This window comes from Rubripirellula lacrimiformis (assembly GCF_007741535.1).
GTDB lineage: Bacteria > Planctomycetota > Planctomycetia > Pirellulales > Pirellulaceae > Rubripirellula > Rubripirellula lacrimiformis.
In genome coordinates, this window is record NZ_CP036525.1 from 6,708,111 (window position 1) to 6,725,790 (window position 17,680).

Genomic DNA, 17,680 nt, shown 5'->3' on the forward strand with positions numbered 1-17,680 from the left:
CCGCCGCGGAATCGTGACGGGCCACCCTTTCAACCCCCAAAATCGCTACCACCCGGATGATCGGAATGGGCTTCGTCCGGGCACCGGCGGCCCTACAAAACCCGCCATCCAGCGGTGCCAAAACCGGCAAGACGACGAATTTTCCGCCCCTGGCGTGACGAGCCATACCGGTTCAGTAGATGATGGTGGACAGTGCCTGGTCGGAGACTTATTTTCTGCTCAGTCATAAATCGTCGTTCCCGTTGATTGAGGTGTCGAAAAGCTGTGCCGGCTTGGTTCCAATCCCTCCGATTCCGATTGCTGTTGCCAATCGTCGTGGTCTCGCTGATTGCGTCCATCGCCGTGGCTGCCGCCTCGTACGCATTGGGGGATCGCTGGACCGCGGACCAATTGGATTCGCGTTACGAAGCGATCGAAGCCACGTTGTCCGAAGGCAGCTTCCCGGTGAATCGGCAAATCCTGCGTTCACTGGCTCAACTGACCGATACCGACTTGATCGCCGCGCGCAACGACGGCCAGGTGGTCCAGTCATCGCTGGATGATTCGGCATCGCTGAGTGCCAGCCATCTGGCCGACATCATGGACCAGGGACCTCAACCACCCACCCGGCGAGTGATCACGATCGGCGACCATCGATTTCGATACGGATGGTTCCGGCGAAAATCCAACGTCAGCCGTTACGGCGATGATGGCCCCGTGGTGGTCGTGCTGTTTAACGACGAAAAAGTTCGCTCGGCTAGCCTGCGTGCCGCTGGACTTCCCTTGGCGACCGGGCTGTCGACGGTCGTCCTATTGGGGTCGATCATGCTAGGACTGACCGGTCGGTTGGTGCGACGACTTTCGATGTTACGCCGACAGGTGGACCGCGTCGCCGAAGGGCACTTTGACGCCAAAGTCCCGTTGGGCGAACAGGACGAAATTGCGATGCTGGGGATCGCGGTTTCGCGAATGGCCCATCAGTTGTCACAGATGTGGCAATCCATCCATCGACAACAGGGACAAAAACTGCTGCACCAAGTCGCCGGAGGATTGGCCCACCAACTGCGCAACAGTTTGACGGGAGCGACGATGGCCATACAAATCCACCAACGCGAATGCCCGGCTGCTAAAAACGCAGCGCCCGACGAAAGTTTGAACGTGGCGTTGAATCAGTTGGCCCAGACCGAAGCTCACGTGCGACGACTGTTGCAAGTCGCCTCCGGAAAACAAGAAGCCGACCAACGGCAAAGCGTCGCAGACTGCTTGGACGATATCCGTCCCACGTTGGACGCCACGGCTAGCCACTGGCGAAAAAAACTAGACTGGCAAATCACCGGTGATGTTGCCGGGTCTTGGGTGGCGGACGGACCATCCCTAGCATCCGCGATCGCCAACCTAGTACTCAACGCCATCGAAGCCGCCGAGTCGGTCCAGGTTCGTGTGACCTGCGGGGACACCATCCAAGTGGATGTGATCGACGACGGACCGGGGCCAACCCCACAGGTCGCCGACAACGTATTCGAACCTTTCGTGACATCCAAACCAGAAGGCTTGGGACTCGGTCTGCCACTGGTCGCCCGGTCCGCTCGTCGATTGGGCGGCAGCGTAGAATGGACGCGAGAAAACGATCGCACTCGATTCACCCTGGTCGCCGAGATAACACCCCCATCCGAATCTGCCCCGCCCTCTTCTAGCTCGACCCCATCGCCGTGAATTCCAAACGTGATTCTGCCGTACCCGTGATTCTGGTCGTTGATGATGAACCATCGATTTGCTGGGGACTGGAAAAACTGCTGACCGGATCGGCAATGCCGACGAAGACCAAGTTTGATGTGGTTACAGCATCGTCGGCCGAAGAAGGTTTGGCCAAGGCGGCCGAGCGGAACGTGGCATTGGTCGTATTGGACGTTCGTTTGCCGGGCGAAGATGGAATTTCGGCGCTGCCGAAGTTTCGCGCCGCGACCGATGATGCCCCAATCATCGTGATGACCGCATTCGGTGATCTGCAAACAGCGGTGTCCGCGATCCAGGGCGGTGCGACGGACTATCTGACCAAACCGTTCTCGCTGGACGCCGCACTGGTAGCCTGCAAACAAGCACTGCGTCGACACTTTCGTGACGATGCCGATGATTCGTCCACGTCGGACGATGCCAGCGGTACAGAGTCGCAGGTGTCGGCGGAAGATGACCAAGCACTGCAAACCGCCGCCGCGATGCTGGTCGGCCGATCACCGGCGATGCAGCAGGTTTTTCGGCAAATCGCGTTGGTAGCCGACAGCGATCTTTCGGTGCTGATCACCGGCGAAACCGGCACAGGAAAGGAACTGGTGGCCGCCGCCATCCATCGCCACAGCCGACGTTGCGATCGCCCCTACCTAGCGGTGGCGCCCGCAACGTTCAGCGAAACCGTCGTGGAAAGCGAACTGTTCGGGCACGTCAAAGGGGCCTTCACCGGTGCCAATGAAGACCGCAAAGGATTGTTCGAATTGGCCGATGGTGGCACCGTGCTATTGGACGAAATCGGCGACCTGAATCGATCCACCCAAGTCAAACTGCTGCGAGTGATCGAACAGGGGGAATTCACGGCAGTGGGCGATGTCCGACCTCGCCGCTGCGATGTCCGGATCATCGCAGCAACCAACCGTGACCTGCAGACGGCGATCGACGATGGATCGTTTCGCGAAGATTTGATGTATCGGTTGGCTGCGGTTTCCATTCGCCTGCCCCCGCTGCGACAACGTCACGGCGACCTGCCACTGCTATGCGAATACTTCCTTCGGCGACTGGGGTATCCGGATGCCGGCAAAGCGATCGATGCAGGCCTGCAACGTCAACTCGAGCTCCGCCCCTGGGATGGCAACGTACGCGAACTTCGCAATGCGGTCGAACATGCTTCGGTGATCGCCCGCGGACGACCGTTGACGTTGGACGATTTTCCTCCGCCGCAAACAGCGCGAAACGCACCCTGGGCAGTGCAATCCGATCCCTATGGATCCGGCGGCCCGGGCTATGACGTAGCCGATGGGACGCATGAATCTTCTCCACTGGATTCGCCACTAGCGCAAGCGGCCGAAACCTGGACTCGCCAACAACTGGACAGTTCCGGACAGGACAACATCGACGATCTACACGAACGACTGTTGGCTGCCACCGAACCGGCCGTCCTGAAGGTCGTGCTAGAACACACCGACGGGAATCGTGCTGCGGCCGCCAAGATTCTGGGAATCCATCGCGGCACACTGCGGGATCGGATCAAACGCTATGGCGAAGACACCGCCGATGACGATGGGAACGAACCAGGTCGACAGGAATGATGGGGGATCGACCGATTAGCCGTTTAGCATTTCGTAGCGGAAGTCGTCAAGACTTTCGGCGTCCCCACCTGCTAGGCCGAAAGTCTTGACGACTTCCGCTACGAAAAACGGCCCCAAGCGGCGAACATGAAAATTTGCTACTGGGTTACAGCGAAGTGGTGGGGCGTGGCAGCGGCACTTCTTCGATCCCTGCTTCCTCGGTTTGGGTGTCTGCTTCATCCGTCGCCGCTTCAACAGCCACCGGTTCAACGGGCGGTGCGACCGCTGGATCGTCGGTCATCACCGCACTTTCGACCCATTGGCGAAGCAATGAATGGGTCTGGCGGAATCCGTCAGTCAACCACATCCCCGAAAGCTGGGCGTTGCCCGAGAGGCCTTCGTAGTTCATCAACAGCTTTTCCAGGTCTTGCGGATTTCCATCACGATCGATCGTTTCGATGATCACGTCGGGACCGAGAAAGTTCATCCAAATGTCGGCGTCGTCACTGCGCCGTGAAATCGCCAGAGACAACCGCTCGGCCGCCGACCGCAGCTGACGTGTCAAAACAGCTGGATCCATCGGCAAGTTTTCGTACTCCGGTACCGCTTGCCGTGCGCTCCAATAGTCTCGCGCGTCCGTCGCTGTTCCACCGTAGACCGGATCCGCCCCCACCCCGCGGTTTGCGTAGACACCGGGATCGCCATCGATGGGATCCGCATACGGTTCGACGTAAACGTAATCGGGCGCCGCCAGCACCGGACGACCGTAAATCGGCACCGGATAGAACGGGTCACCATAGACGGGTACCGGCACAGGAATGGGAACCGGGATCACCGCGGCAGGCCCGTAGACGTAGGGCGATGGACCGTAATATCCGCGATCTGCGTATCGATAGTTCCGCTGGATTCCGCGAGCCCCGACGGCGTAGGCTCGTGTGTCCACAGCGGTGAAGGGTGCGCGCACGCGAGTCCCGCCTCCAAAGGGCAACACATCAACGGCTACAAACGGCGCCCGAATGTTCACACCGCCCCAAGGGCCGATGCGAATTTGTGCTTCGGCCTGGCCCACGAATCCCAGCGCACCGGCCAATGCCGTTGCGGCCAGAAATAATCGATTCATCTTTTTGCTCGCGAAAATGAAGGAACGTCGCCCAACGCATCGTCCATTGTAACTGCGAGTCTCTCCCAATCACCAAAATCGTCTTGCCGGCGGCCGATTCCCGCGGAATGCCAATCTGGCCCGACAACCTGTCCCAGAATGGGGGGACGGATCCCCAGCAGCCTAGTATCCCATGTCAGCTGGACGCTGGGGGGCAAAAACATCGTAGCGGAAGTCGTCAAGACTTTCGTAAATCATGGCGAGGTCGAAACTCTTGACGAGTTCCGCTACCTGAAAACCAAGGTGCAGCGATGTACTAGGCAGCGATGTACTCGCCAGCGATTCGGACCGAGTCGCTTAGCTGCGGCCGGACGGGCTGAGTTCGTTTTCGAGGTCGTCCTGGTCATAGGTCAAAACCGAATGACACTTGTACGGATTCAACCGGTCCTCGCCACCGAGTTGGGCAAGATGGATCAAGAACGAACAACCCACGATTTCGGCATCGCATCTTTCCAGCAGCCGACAACAGGCTTCCATCGTGCCGCCGGTGGCCAACAGATCGTCGATCAACAACACCCGCTGGCCTGGCTTGACCCCATCGACGTGGATCTGCAGTTCGTCGGTCCCGTATTCCAATTCGTAGGCAAAGGAATGCAGGTCGAAGGGCAGTTTGCCAGGTTTGCGAATCGGAACAAACCCGGCGCCCAACTGGATCGCCAATGGCGCTGCGAAAATAAACCCGCGTGCTTCGGCAGCCGCCACGATGTCGATCTTTTCGCCCACGTACGGTTCCGCCATCGCCTTGGCGGCGGCGGCCAGCGCTTCGGGGTCCGCCAACATGGGCGTGATGTCACGAAACAAAATTCCGGGCTTGGGATAGTCAGGGATTTCGCGAATGAATTTGGAGAGATCAACCATATCGAATTTGTCGCTTACAAAGTGGTCAGAAAAAGCACAGCGGGCCGAGCCCGATTTTAGCCTACCGCAGACCACCCGAAGGCGGAATGCCGAGACCGTCCCCGCAATTGCATCCGCACACTCGATCGGCCGACCATGGCCGGGGCGGCACGCCTGAATCGGCGGGGCTTCGAATCAGCCGCCTTCGCCCCCCATCCCCGTACCGCTAGGATTGCACCGCGAAGCCACCATGCCCGCCGCGTTTCGTCGCTACCCGTTTGAAGGATTCCCACCGATGAATGCGACCGCAGAAAATGCTGTTTCGGTCAGTGAACTGACTCACCACATCAAAGCGATCTTAGAGGGAACCTTTCCTTCGATTTGGGTTTCCGGAGAAGTATCCGACCTGTCGCGTCCACGAAGTGGGCACCTCTACTTCACCCTGAAAGACGACAACGCACACATCCGCGGTGTGATTTGGCGTGGCACCGCCGCTCGGCTGGGCGTCGACATTGCCGACGGACAATCGGTGTTCTGCTTTGGCGATGTCGAAGTCTATGCGGCTCGCGGCACCTACCAATTGGTCATCCGCAAGGTCCAAAACCAGGGCGTCGGAGCACTGCAGCAGGCCTTTGAAAAGCTGCAAGCGAAACTGCATGCCGAAGGACTGTTTGCGGCCGAGCGGAAGCGACCGCTGCCGCGGCATCCGCGCCGAATCGGCGTGATCACCAGCCCCAGCGGCGCCGCGATCCGCGACTTCCTAGAAGCCGCCTCCGCTCGCTTCAAAGGCGTGGAACTGTTCATCATCCCAGCCATCGTGCAAGGGCCCACCGCTGCCAAGTCGATCGTCAGCGCGATCGCCAAAGCCCATCGATACCGCCCCACCCTGGACGCGTTGATCCTGACCCGCGGGGGCGGCAGTCTGGAAGACCTATGGTGCTTTAACGAGGAACCCGTGGTTCGATCGGTCGCCGCCGCAACCATCCCCACCGTGTCGGCGGTGGGTCACGAGATCGACATCACGCTGTGCGATCTCGCCGCCGATGTCCGCGCCCTGACACCGACCGACGCCGCGACGCGCATTCTGCCGGACGCCAAGATGTTTGACCGATCCGTCTTGGAACTGCAGCGACGGCTACAACGCAGTGCCCAGCACATGATCCAGTCGCGCCGCGAACGATTGGAATACTTGGCCGAACGTCCCGCCATCCGCAAACCGCATCAGATCGTCCACCTGCGTTCGCGATCCCTGGACGAATGGGACGCCCGAGCAAGACGGGTCATGTTTTCCAAAATCAAACTGGGGCAGGCAAAACTTGCCGCCCAAGCCGCAGCGCTGTCGGCACTGTCGCCGCTAAACGTGCTGACACGCGGTTACAGCGTCACCCTGGATGAGCAAGGCAACGCGGTCGAAAACGCCAACCAAGTCCAGCCCGGCGACGTTTTGCGAACCAGGGTCCATCAAGGCCAAATCGAATCGGTCGTTCGCACCGTCCACCCCGATTGATCGGCCCGATCAACGCGGCCCGATCAACGCGGCCCGATCAACGCGGCCCGATCAACGCGGGGTGCAACCTGTGGGCATCGATCGTCCGAACTAGCCGCCGACCACAGCGAAGCCCACCCCCAGAATGATCAACAGCAAAACCAACCCTAGCAAAACCCACACCACGATGGATGTCTTGTATTTGATGTGTGGGGTTTGCTGGATCACATCCTGGTAGTACGGCGAAAAAACCACTTTGCCTTTCTCGCTAAGCAACAAATACAGGATGTATGCCGAGATCAATGTTCCAATCGGAAATCCGATCAAACCAATCGCAGAAAAGATAATGGCGGCAATCCGTGTCCAGGGCCGAAGCTTGCGCAACCCCCAACCGATGAACCCATTCAGGACTCCGAATCCTAGGTAGATCGCTCCGATCCCGCCCTGCACGGCGGAATCTTGGGGTGGCTGATCACCCACGAACACTCCGAGCATCACAATCGCTCCGATCGGCACCATCACGCAGGCACCCAACATGTACAACAATCCGACAGATCGAACCGATGCTTCGTGGTTGAGATGCTTCTTGCGAAACCCTTCGACATCATCCGTCGCCAACATCTCGTCGGAGACGTGTGTCGTCGGTGCGTACGGGTTGTCAGCAACGGGTTGACCAGCAACCGGCGCCGGCGAATGGACTTCGAATGGATCGGGCGATGACGACATCAACGGAACCTTGGCAACGCGAAACAGGAAATAGGTGCCCGCTAAGATAACGCACTTCGATCACGGGGTGGAAAACGATGGTCGCAGATCGGCGAAGTGACGCCGGGTTGGGTCGGCCGAACGATCCACGCCAAACGGATGGAACCGCCGTCGCTTAGTCGTCCAAGCGGATGACTTCCAAATCGCTACCGATGGTGCCGACCGCTGCGATGTCCTGACCGTCGGGTGATACATCCAGCACTTGCACATACCCGCTGCCGATCGCGTACTGGAACAATCGAGACTGTCGCTGGAAATCCCACAGTTCCACTTTGGCACGGCCGCCGCTGAGCAGGTACTTTCCATCGGGCGAAAATTGCATCGTCCAGCTGATCTCTTTGCCGATCAGTGGAGGCAGTTCACGGAACGTTTCCAGGTCCCAAATTCGGATGTTGTACGTGTCGCCAACCGCCAACCATGATCCATCCTTCGAAAACGCGGCCGCCTGACCAGACGCCCAGGAACGAGTCAGCGGCCGCTGGCTGTTCACCTTGCCGCTGCGGATGTCGTATTCAATCAACACACCGCCGTCCGTCGCCAACAGCGTCCTGCCGTCGCGGGAAATGTGGACCGCTTTGACGGCGCCTTCAAAACCGGTCACCAATCCAATTTCCTGGCCGGTTCTGATTTCCCAGTAGCGACTCTTTTTCTCGCTACCGCCGGTCATCGCATGCCGTCCGTCGGACGAAATGGCCATGCATTTGATTTCTTTGGAATGCCCGGCGAACTGCCCGCTCGGTTCCAACCGCCCATCGCGAGCAACCGAAAAGATTGCAATGTGTCCGGTGTTCCCGCCAGCCAGCATCTGGGATCCGTCCGGCGAATAGGCGCAACAGGTAACCGACTGCAGCAGTTCCAACTTTTCAAACTCCTGGACCACGCTGCCATTGGCGAAATCAAACAGCGTGATCTTTCGATCGGGCCGACCGGCGACCACAAACGAGTGCCGCGGATCGAATGCCAAAGATTTGACGCCCCAGCTGAGATCCGAAAACCGAGCCGTTTGCCTCAGTTTGGGAACCGATTGCCGTCCTGGTGAACTGGTGCGACTGCGTGTCCGATTCAACGTCGCACGCCCGCGGTCGGCCGCAGGCATGCTGTCCGGGCGGAGACTGCGTCTTGCCGTCTCCGGTCGGTTCAGGTACTGCCGCGACGCAGTCAGGTTGTCATCATCGCTTAATCGCAGATCGATACAGGCCTCGGCAAACATGTCCTTGAAAACATCCCGTTTGATCGTGCCACCGGCGACCTGCAGCGGACTGAAGATGCGAGCCACGCGCGTCGCATTTTCCAACCGCTTCAAAAAATCATCCGGTTGCAGCCCAAACTCACAGGCCACTTGCTGTAGATCAATGTCCTGGACGAAGCGGACGGACATCGCCGAGATCGATTCGCCGCTACGGCTTAGACTGGTGATTCCCAACCGGTCCAAAACGGCTGAAAACCGGCGTCCGTCCCGCTGGATGATTCGGTCCAATTCATCCGATTCACGATACAACGCCAAGATGTCGTCCGCGTCCTGAAAGGCCGATCGATTGCCCCGCACGGCCGTTCCAATTTCATCCTTTTTCGGGATCACGCCGGCGTAGTGACAGGACATACAGGACACACCATTGGTGACCGTTCGATCGGCACGTTTCGGATCGCTGACGATCTGGGTGGGCCCCTGATCGATCCGGTTCCCATTCGCATCGGTCAACAGATACCCCTGCAGACCATTGGGCAGCGTAAAGATAATTTCGCCCCCATCGTGGCGAAAAGAATCCGCACCGTTGTCTGGTCCAAGCGGATACTGAAACAGATTCTGATGTCCTGTGTTGCCGCCGAAATCATAGCTTTTCCAGTACGACCCGTAGGGCGACTTATGCCATTCGATCAGCCGATTGTTCTGCGACACGCCGGACCGATTGAAGGCGGCACGTATCGCAGTCTCTTGCTCGATATTCGATTGCACGTTGACGCGCAGCATGTCTTCCAAATCGGCATCCGTCGTCGGCATGGCCAACACGCTGTGATACAGCGGCGGCTTGGATGCGGCATGGACGAACCAGTCGATGCGCACGTACGGCATCTCGGTTTCGGCGCGTTCAAAGCAGGACTTCGCGTTGGCTGACGAGAGTCGTAAAAAGTAGGGATTGGCTTGTTCAATCGTCTCCCAAATCGATTGATCCCAATGCACCTCTCGCATGTCTAGCCGAAAGATCGTTCGGGCGGGATCGATCGCCTTCGGCATGATCAGATCGGCATTCCATGACAAACTATTCAGAAGCTTTGCAAACGCGTTTCGATAGGTTTGCAGTTCGTCTTCGCTGACGCCCGCGTTGTACAGATGCGTCAGAGTAAAGTACCGGATGAATCGCTGTGAACGTTCATGCTGCTTTTGAATGTCAGCATCGATGAACGCCACCACCTGTTCGTTGGTCAGGAAAGCCCGTTCGGACTCGGTCACGACGGCAGGCGACCCGGCGGCGAACCATTTCTGAATCGTCGTCATCTCCGCAGCGGTCAAACGCGGATCCTCGCCCACCGGTGGCATCACGCTATCGTCATCGGCGGTGATGCGTTCGATCAACAGCGAGTCTTCGCCCGGCTTGGCGATCGTCTTGGCAAGTTTCCCAAGATTGACGACGAAGTTGAAACCGCCTTCGCTGGTTCCGTCTTCACCGTGGCAACGGTAGCAGGCTTTGCGAAGGATGCGTTCGGTATCGCTGGCCAACGCGATTTCGTCGTGTCCCACCGATAGCGCCGGGGAAGGTCCAAGGGCCGTGTTGCCACCGCCGGCGGTCGGCGCTGCAGTGCCGACCGCCTTCGGCCTGGTTTTCAGGAACGCTTGATCCGACTGGCTAAGCTTTGCGACGGGGATGCTGATAATCGAACCGTCGATTTTCTCCAGAACGACCTTGGCCCCGTGCAGGACCACCAACTTGGCTTCGATCCGAAACTGTCCCGTCGCATCAACCCATTCCCGTGCATTGGCCGCCGAACAGGGCCACATCGCTGCGAACAAAAGTAGCAGTACAGTTCGCATGACAGACGATGACCGGGTCAAAGGGCGACGAGAAGTAGCACCTTAGTGTATCGCATGCCGAGCCCCCCATCGAGCGAATCCTGAGAGCCGCGACTCGCGGAATCCGCCGCAGTGGAACACTAGGAAACGTATTCCTCTTCTTCTTCGCCGGTTGGACGTGAAATTTCCCCGGTGTCTTCCAGATGCCGGACGATGTCGACGATCTTTTGTTGGACCCCTTCGACTTCGCTGACACGGACACTGCCCAGGTATTCCATTTCCTCCTTCAGATTCTCCGCCGCCCGCGTGCTCATGTTGCGCATCACCTTCTCTTGCAACTGCTGGCTGGCTCCCTTCAGCGACATGGCCCACTGCGCCGTTTCGACGTTCTTCAGCAGCGCCTGGATGTCGCGATCGGCCAACTTGCTAATGTCTTCGAAGACGAACATCAAGCGGCGAATTTCGTCCGACAGTTCGGGATCTTCGCGCCCTAGCGATTCCATGATCGTGCGTTCGATCGACCGCTCACACACGTTCAAGATCTCGGCGACGCTTTCCACGCCACCGGTATTGCTTTGGCTTTGATTGACCATGCTGGACAATCGCATTTCCAAACCAAGTTCCAACTCGGCAACGGCTTCCGGACTGGTTCGACCAATCGATGCGATGCGGCGGATGACTTCCAATTGCTTGTCCGGTTCCAGACCAGCCAGAACTTCGGCGGCGTAGTTGCCCGGACAATGACTCAGCAGCAGCGCAATGGTTTGCGGATGTTCATCCCCGATAAATTGCAGCAGCGTTTGCGAATCGACCTTTTTGATAAAGCCGAACGGCATCGCCTCGATTGTCTGCTGCAAGTTGCCGATCATCTCGATCGAATCGCGACCGAGCGCTTCGCGGATCAGTTCCTTGGCACGTTCCAGGCCGCCTGGACTGGCATACAGCGAACTCGCTTTGCAGGTCAAAAACTCGGCAATCACGATTTCCTGATCGTCACCGCCGACCGATTCGGTCTGCGCGATCATGATGCTGATCGCTTCGATGTATCGTGGCGGCAATTGACCCAGGATCTTGGCGGCCGCTTTGACCGGCATGCTCATCAACAGGATCGCTGCTTTCCGCAGCCCTGTTTCGTCGAACACCCCGATGTTGTTTCCTGCCATCTCCATCGCACCTGTTGCTTTTTTCTGCACCACTAGCTTTACCCCATTACCAATATTGCATTCGTCGTATCAGGCGTTATCGGCATGACCGGGGCACGAATCCTCGTGTCGCTCGGAAAGTTCCGGTGGTAACGATCATGCCTGCGGATCAAATGTTTCACAGCCTGCGATTGTGAAACTGGCAGACCCACCGGAGGAAAAACGGCAGTGTGGTTTTACGGCTGTAACCCAGAGACGTGCACACCGCTTGGGCTGACGCCCATGACGGTACGACCATCGCGGATCGTCGCTCCACTTCGAATGATGCCTTGATCGACCAGCGCGGAATGACCAGCGGAGCTTCCGTAGACCGCTTGAACCGCTTGGGTGACGGCGACCGAGGATTGCTGGACCGTGGCTGGCGAAAACAATGGCTGCTGCTGGATCGTTTCGATGTCGATTCTTGGCAGCACCCGCGTCTCGCTAAATTGATTGACCAGCGAAGTCGCCGGTTCCACCTTGGTCTGGGCGACCACAGCCATCGGCTTGGGCGATGGGGCCACCACCGCGACGGGTGGTGCAACCGGAGGCGGCGTGCCGGGTTGAGTCACCAACGCGATCACCAAACCGATCGACAGCACGGCGACCAGTGCGATCTGTTTTTGTTGACGTTTTTTCGTCAGCTCGGCTTTCGTCAAATCATTGGATCCGGTGCTCATATCTGACTCCCACCGATAGCCGGCTGATTGGTCGACGCGGATTTTGTCTTCGTTGATCGGCCTAGCTTTTCTGCTGACGTTCCTGCCGCGGCATAAGGGACGCGGATTTTCAGGAGCGCCGTGCACTCGTGTCGTCCTTGATCGTCAACCGAATGAATATCGCGAGTGATGTCGATCTCGCTGGCACCGATCATCAGCGGGGGACCTGTCGGCGACGCTTCAGAAAGCTGGGACAGAAAGCGACACAAATCGGCATAGACGCCGCGGACTTCACACCGGCCAGTGATCACTCCCACTCGTCCACCGACATGCGTTTCACCCTTGATCGCATGGACGAGGAACAACGAATTTTCCTGGGACAGGCGAACCAGCCGTGTTTGAACGTCTTGCCAACCCACCGATTCGGGGACTTGCAGAATCAAGCTGCTGGCCGCGGACCTGACCTGACGGTGCTGGCCGGCGATCGCTGCGTGACGCTGACGCAACTGGTCGGCGGATCGGACCACTTCGGCAGCTTCGATAAGATCAATCTCGGATTGCCCTATCTGTGTCGTAGTCGTCGATCGAAGATCCATTTTGGCCATCCACCAAGTCATGACCACAAGCACCATGACGATGACGGAGCCCAACAGATGGCATCGCATATTGGTTTGAATCGGAACGGTAATCCAATGGGGGATCGCCGAACGATTTTCGTGTTGATCGTTCATGGCAACATCCTTTCGGCGATCGGTGTCGCATGCACCACCACCATCACAGGCGTATCGGCGACCACATCCGCAGTTCGACTTGATTGCCCCGCCGGGCGTTGGTTGGGATCGGTGTTTCGGAATTGCCGGGACTCCACACCCAGTTGCACAGGCAGGGACGAGGCACGCAAATCGCTATCGGTCGATGCACCGTCGATTCGTGGATTCAGGTTAATGTTTTGAACCCAGTTCGAAACGGAACTGGGATTTGCACGAGCCGTGATCTTGATCGTTGGCTTGGCCCAATCAGGCGGCGACAAGGGACCGCTGGGAACCGTACCATCGGCAGCCGGATCGACCGAGTACTCCACCGGCACCCGAACGTGAAGCGATTCCATCCGGATCGTCGATTGCAACGGATAGGTTGCCTCGGCCACGGCGGCCATTGCCTGCAACAGATCGTCATTGGGCAACGCAGACTGAACGTGATCGCACCATTGCTGAAGCTGGTCATGTTCGGCGCTCAATACCCTGACATCATCGCGCAGTCGGAACAGTGGCATCGATTCAGCAGCCAATTGCTGGTGGCGTCCAAACTGTTGCTGACGACGTACGAAGGTTGTGATTGTGACAGCCACAAAGATCACTGCCATCGCCAAGATGACCGTCATCCAACCGTACTGGACGCTTTGCAATCTGCGTTGTTGCCGATAGGCGGGCGGCAACAATTCGAACCCGCGCAGCGGCGACGCAGAATGCGAAGCTCGAAGACCGGCGTGGCCAATTTGGATCGACATCACTTGCCTCCATTCTTATCGGATGCCAATCCGACACTGCAGAATGCTAACGACACGGAAAGAGCCTCGGTCGTATCGGCGTCCCATTGCTGACGCGTAAAGTTTCCGTTGGCGTTTCGCCGATCGATTTCTTCGCTACCCATTCCGGGTCGAATGCGTCCGGCATAACGCCAAACAGCAACCGGACGTTCAATCAAGCTAGCCAACAATCGGTCCACACCTTCCACCGCGGCAAGTTGGCCGCAGATCAATACAGGCAGCGATGCATCACAAGGGTCGCCCATGCGGCCCGCGTATCGACAGGTGGCGGCGTATTCAGCGGCCACACTGACCAGCCACGATTCCAATTGCCCGACGTGCAGCGATGAACCGGATTCCAATTCACAAGCTGGCAGTGGCCGACAGAGTCCGCACAACACGGACCCCATTGTTTGCCGGGCATCTTCGTTCACCGCCGAAATCAAACCGCCGACGGGGTCCAAAGTCAGGATGGATGATATTTTGATGGCGGTCATCGTGGACGCATGCAGCAGAGCAGCGCCGGGCGGCAAAATGGATTCGACTTCGTAGCCAACATCGGCCACTGCCTTGGCGATCGCCATCGCAGCGGAGATCGGTGTCGCAGCCACTTGGTGCGTGTCGCCACCCTGCACCACAGGCCAATGAACCAGGTGCGCGGGGCTACGAAAAATGGACGCGTCGAACATGGCGTCGCACTGCGACTGCGTTGCCGCGATCTCGCCGACACCCGTTGTCTGGTAATGGACCCAGGTCGACGGCAACGATAGCGTCGCCACCACAGGACTATCCTCGACACAGCGGGGAAGCTGATCGCGAAGTGTATTGGCGACCACGTCCACCCAATCGGGGCAGGGCCCACTACTGGGGTCGATGGGAATGGGAAAACTACTTTGAGTGAACCAGCGCAATGTGGGTCCGACGGAGGTGTCGGATCGTCGCCGTGGCGCCCATCCCATCGATGCCACCGAAACGCGATCCAAACCAACATCAATGCCGACATATCGCGTGCGCTGCTGACGAGTCGTCAACGAGCCAGCCCACGAAGTTGTCGTCGACGTGTATGAATCAGTGCGGTGCATCAAAATGCCGATCGAAGTTGAATACGAAACAGGATGAATTCATCCCGAACTCCGACAGGATTTACGTTACACCGAGCGCAGCGGCCAACGATTTGGCTGCGCGAAGCAGCAATTGCAGCGGCACCAGGATTGCCGAGACGGCACAACCGAGCGAACCGTCATGACCGATCGGCGCGGGATGCCGAATGGTTCCCGAGCGTTTGCATGATGACGAATGTCGCCCGCCATGATCGCGACCACTTGTGGCAACGACGATGTCACCAAGAAACCGGCGAATCGAAGGCAGGGCCTCTCTCCCCCAAAAAACGCTGGATCCCCCTAAGACGTTGGCGACTTCACAATCGAAACCGCGGTGTGCTTGAACGAGGGGCAGTTGCTAGATGCGTCGGTGGCGGCCATCGGAATCAAGGGGTTCGCCTCGGGATAGTACATCGCGACGCACTGTCGGGGGATCGGATACTCGACCGCTTGGAAGTCATGAAGCGTACGAACTTCGCCCTGGTGGTGGCTGGTGACCGTGATTCGGTCGCGTGACACCAAACTTAGTTCTCGCATGTCCTGGGCATTCATCATCACGACTCGCCGGGCGTTCAGGATGCCACGATAGCGGTCATGATTGCCGTAGATGGTGGTGTTGAATTGATCGTGACTGCGTACGGTTGTCATGGCAAATTGCCCCGGCAAAATCGACTGCTCGGCAACCGGGTTGACGGTAAAGTTCGCCTTGCCCGTATTGGTTCGAAAGTCTCGGTTGCGAGCCGGGTTGGGCAAATAGAATCCGCCGGGGCGACGTACTTTTTCGTTGTACCCGTCGCAACCGTAGATAGTGCTGGCGATGCCGTCCCGGATCAGATCGTAATCGTCAGCCCACGCCTGCCAATCATTCTTGGCGCGCTCGCCGACGGTGGCGGCCGCCATTTCGCAGACGATGGCGACCTCGTTGCGCAGCCCATCGGCCGCAGGCTTCAGTTTGCCCTGCGACGATTGAATGACCCCCATCGAATTTTCGGTGCTGGTGAACTGAGCCCGCGGGCCATCCGAGCCAGCGCTGTTCCGCATGTCCATTTCGGTCCGGCCTAGACAAGGCAAAATCAAAGACTGTTTGCCGGCAACCAGGTCCGCGCGATTCAGTTTGGTTCCGATGCGGACGTTCAAACGCGTCTTCGCCAGCGCCTCGGCAGCGAACCGGGTATCGGGAAGGGCCATCAAGAAGTTGCCTCCTAACGAAACGAACACATCGATGTCGCCCCGATGCAGCGCCAAAGCAGTCCGCTGGGAATCGAATCCCGGCTGCCGTGGCGGGTCAAAATCGTAGACCGCTTGAATCTGATTGAGCAACGCTTCGGTCGGCTGTTCCCAAACGCCCATCGTGCGATCGCCTTGCACATTGCTGTGACCGCGAACGCAACAGGGCCCAGCACCAGGTTTACCAATCGCCCCACGCAGCAACAACAGATTCAGCAGCTCGCAAACGTTCTGTGTCCCGTTGGTATGCTGAGTCACGCCAAGACACCAGCAAATGATGATCTTGGTGCTGGACCGGGTCCAATCCGCGGCGGTACGAATCGATTCACGATCAATGCCGCTGCGGTCAACCAAGGTGTCCCAGTCAGCACTGCGCAGATCGGCAAGCAGTGCTTCGGCACCGGCCGTATGCTGGTGAATGAACTCGTGATCAACCGCGGAACCTGGGTCTGCGTCATCCCATTCCAGCAACTGTTTCATGATGCCTTTCAACAGCGGGATGTCGCCGTTGATTTTCACCTGCAGGAACAGATCACTTAGCTGAGTCGAAAAACCCAACATGCCGCTGACTTCTTGCGGGTTCATGAACCCCATCAACCCGGCTTCGGGCAGCGGATTGACCGCAATGATCTTGGCTCCATTGCGTTTGGATGCTTGCAGCGCCGTCAATTGACGCGGGTGATTGGTACCGGGGTTTTGGCCAATCACGAACACCAATTCCGCTTCGGCAAAGTCATCCAACTTGACGGTCCCCTTGCCGATTCCGATCATCTTTGTCATCGCACGACCACTTGATTCGTGGCACATGTTCGAGCAATCGGGCAGGTTATTGGTCCCCAATTGGCGTGCAAACAACTGATACGCAAACGCGGCTTCGTTGGTTGCTTTCCCCGAAGTATAGAAAGCTGCCCGATCAGGCGTGGAGATGGAATGCAGTTCGGATGCAATCAAGGCATACGCGTCTGCCCACGAAATTGGTTCGTAGTGCGTCGCGCCATCACGCAGCACCACCGGCTCGATCAATCGCCCCTGTTGTTCAAGCCAATAGTCGGTGTGCGTGGACAGTTGGGCGACCGAATGCTGACGAAAGAAGTCGGCAGTCACGGTGCGAGTGTCAGCTTCATGCGCTACGGCCTTCGCGCCGTTTTCACAGAAGTCAAAAGAGGACCGTTTGCCATCGTGATCAGGCCAGGCACAACCGGGGCAATCGGTGCCGGATTTCTGATTCAATTGCAACAGCGGCAACGTCCCACGAACCACCCCCGCTTCGCCCCAGGCGTACCGAACACTGTTGAGGACGGCCGGCAAACCCGCGGATTTCTGCTTCGGCGACTTCAGTGTCAGATCGTCCCCCGAATTCTCGGGCAGCAGCCAGATGTCACCGTGATCCGTGACGATGGGTGTTGCGACAACATTCTTGGTGACGGATGCGTTAGCCATTCGAGTTCGCTCGTAGACGCGA

General features: G+C 58.2%; 13 protein-coding genes. 3 read left to right on the forward strand and 10 right to left on the reverse strand.

Going from position 1 to position 17,680, the window contains the following annotated elements:
* Positions 1 to 297: 297 nt before the first annotated feature.
* Both K227x_RS23505 and K227x_RS23510 read left to right on the forward strand, forming a co-directional pair.
* A complete protein-coding gene (locus K227x_RS23505; protein ID WP_145173625.1) occupies positions 298 to 1,692 on the forward strand; it encodes a sensor histidine kinase in 1,395 nt (464 codons plus the stop codon).
* Positions 1,689 to 3,293, forward strand: a complete 1,605-nt coding sequence (locus K227x_RS23510) for a sigma-54-dependent transcriptional regulator (protein ID WP_246146142.1) — start codon at positions 1,689 to 1,691, stop codon at positions 3,291 to 3,293. Before K227x_RS23505 ends, K227x_RS23510 begins: the two co-directional genes overlap by 4 nt.
* 145 nt (positions 3,294 to 3,438) lie before the next feature.
* On the opposite strand, the gene K227x_RS23515 is transcribed toward K227x_RS23510, so the two are convergent.
* Complete coding sequence (locus K227x_RS23515; protein WP_145173628.1) at positions 3,439 to 4,392, reverse strand: hypothetical protein; 954 nt, start codon at positions 4,390 to 4,392, stop codon at positions 3,439 to 3,441.
* A gap of 336 nt (positions 4,393 to 4,728) precedes the next feature.
* Positions 4,729 to 5,289: an adenine phosphoribosyltransferase gene (locus K227x_RS23520; RefSeq protein ID WP_145173631.1), complete on the reverse strand. Its 561-nt coding sequence runs from the start codon at positions 5,287 to 5,289 to the stop codon at positions 4,729 to 4,731.
* 274 nt (positions 5,290 to 5,563) lie between these two features.
* On the opposite strand from K227x_RS23520, the gene xseA reads away from it, so the two are divergent.
* Complete coding sequence (gene xseA, locus K227x_RS23525; RefSeq protein WP_145173634.1) at positions 5,564 to 6,775, forward strand: exodeoxyribonuclease VII large subunit; 1,212 nt, start codon at positions 5,564 to 5,566, stop codon at positions 6,773 to 6,775.
* A gap of 90 nt (positions 6,776 to 6,865) precedes the next feature.
* Here the strand turns inward: xseA and K227x_RS23530 are convergent, their stop codons facing one another.
* From K227x_RS23530 to K227x_RS23565, 8 genes are all read right to left on the reverse strand, one after another.
* On the reverse strand, positions 6,866 to 7,480 hold the full coding sequence (locus K227x_RS23530; protein ID WP_145173637.1) for a hypothetical protein: 615 nt from the start codon (positions 7,478 to 7,480) through the stop codon (positions 6,866 to 6,868).
* A 154-nt stretch (positions 7,481 to 7,634) separates the two neighbouring features.
* Positions 7,635 to 10,547 carry an SHD1 domain-containing protein gene (locus tag K227x_RS23535; protein ID WP_145173640.1) on the reverse strand — a complete coding sequence of 971 codons (2,913 nt, stop codon included), beginning with the start codon at positions 10,545 to 10,547 and terminating at the stop codon, positions 7,635 to 7,637.
* A 119-nt stretch (positions 10,548 to 10,666) separates the two neighbouring features.
* On the reverse strand, positions 10,667 to 11,689 hold the full coding sequence (fliG, locus tag K227x_RS23540) for a flagellar motor switch protein FliG (protein WP_145173643.1): 1,023 nt from the start codon (positions 11,687 to 11,689) through the stop codon (positions 10,667 to 10,669).
* Between the two features lie 215 nt (positions 11,690 to 11,904).
* Positions 11,905 to 12,387 (reverse strand): hypothetical protein, encoded by a 483-nt coding sequence (locus K227x_RS23545; protein ID WP_145173646.1) that lies wholly within the window; start codon positions 12,385 to 12,387, stop codon positions 11,905 to 11,907.
* Entirely contained in the window at positions 12,384 to 13,097 is a 714-nt protein-coding gene (locus K227x_RS23550) for a hypothetical protein (protein WP_145173649.1), read from the reverse strand. Before K227x_RS23550 ends, K227x_RS23545 begins: the two co-directional genes overlap by 4 nt.
* On the reverse strand, positions 13,094 to 13,873 hold the full coding sequence (locus K227x_RS23555; RefSeq protein WP_145173653.1) for a hypothetical protein: 780 nt from the start codon (positions 13,871 to 13,873) through the stop codon (positions 13,094 to 13,096). The genes K227x_RS23550 and K227x_RS23555 overlap by 4 nt, the downstream gene beginning before the upstream one ends.
* On the reverse strand, positions 13,873 to 14,727 hold the full coding sequence (locus tag K227x_RS23560) for a hypothetical protein (RefSeq protein WP_145173656.1): 855 nt from the start codon (positions 14,725 to 14,727) through the stop codon (positions 13,873 to 13,875). The genes K227x_RS23555 and K227x_RS23560 overlap by 1 nt, the downstream gene beginning before the upstream one ends.
* Positions 14,728 to 15,291: 564 nt before the next feature.
* Positions 15,292 to 17,658 carry an FdhF/YdeP family oxidoreductase gene (locus K227x_RS23565; RefSeq protein ID WP_145173659.1) on the reverse strand — a complete coding sequence of 789 codons (2,367 nt, stop codon included), beginning with the start codon at positions 17,656 to 17,658 and terminating at the stop codon, positions 15,292 to 15,294.
* Positions 17,659 to 17,680: the final 22 nt, after the last annotated feature.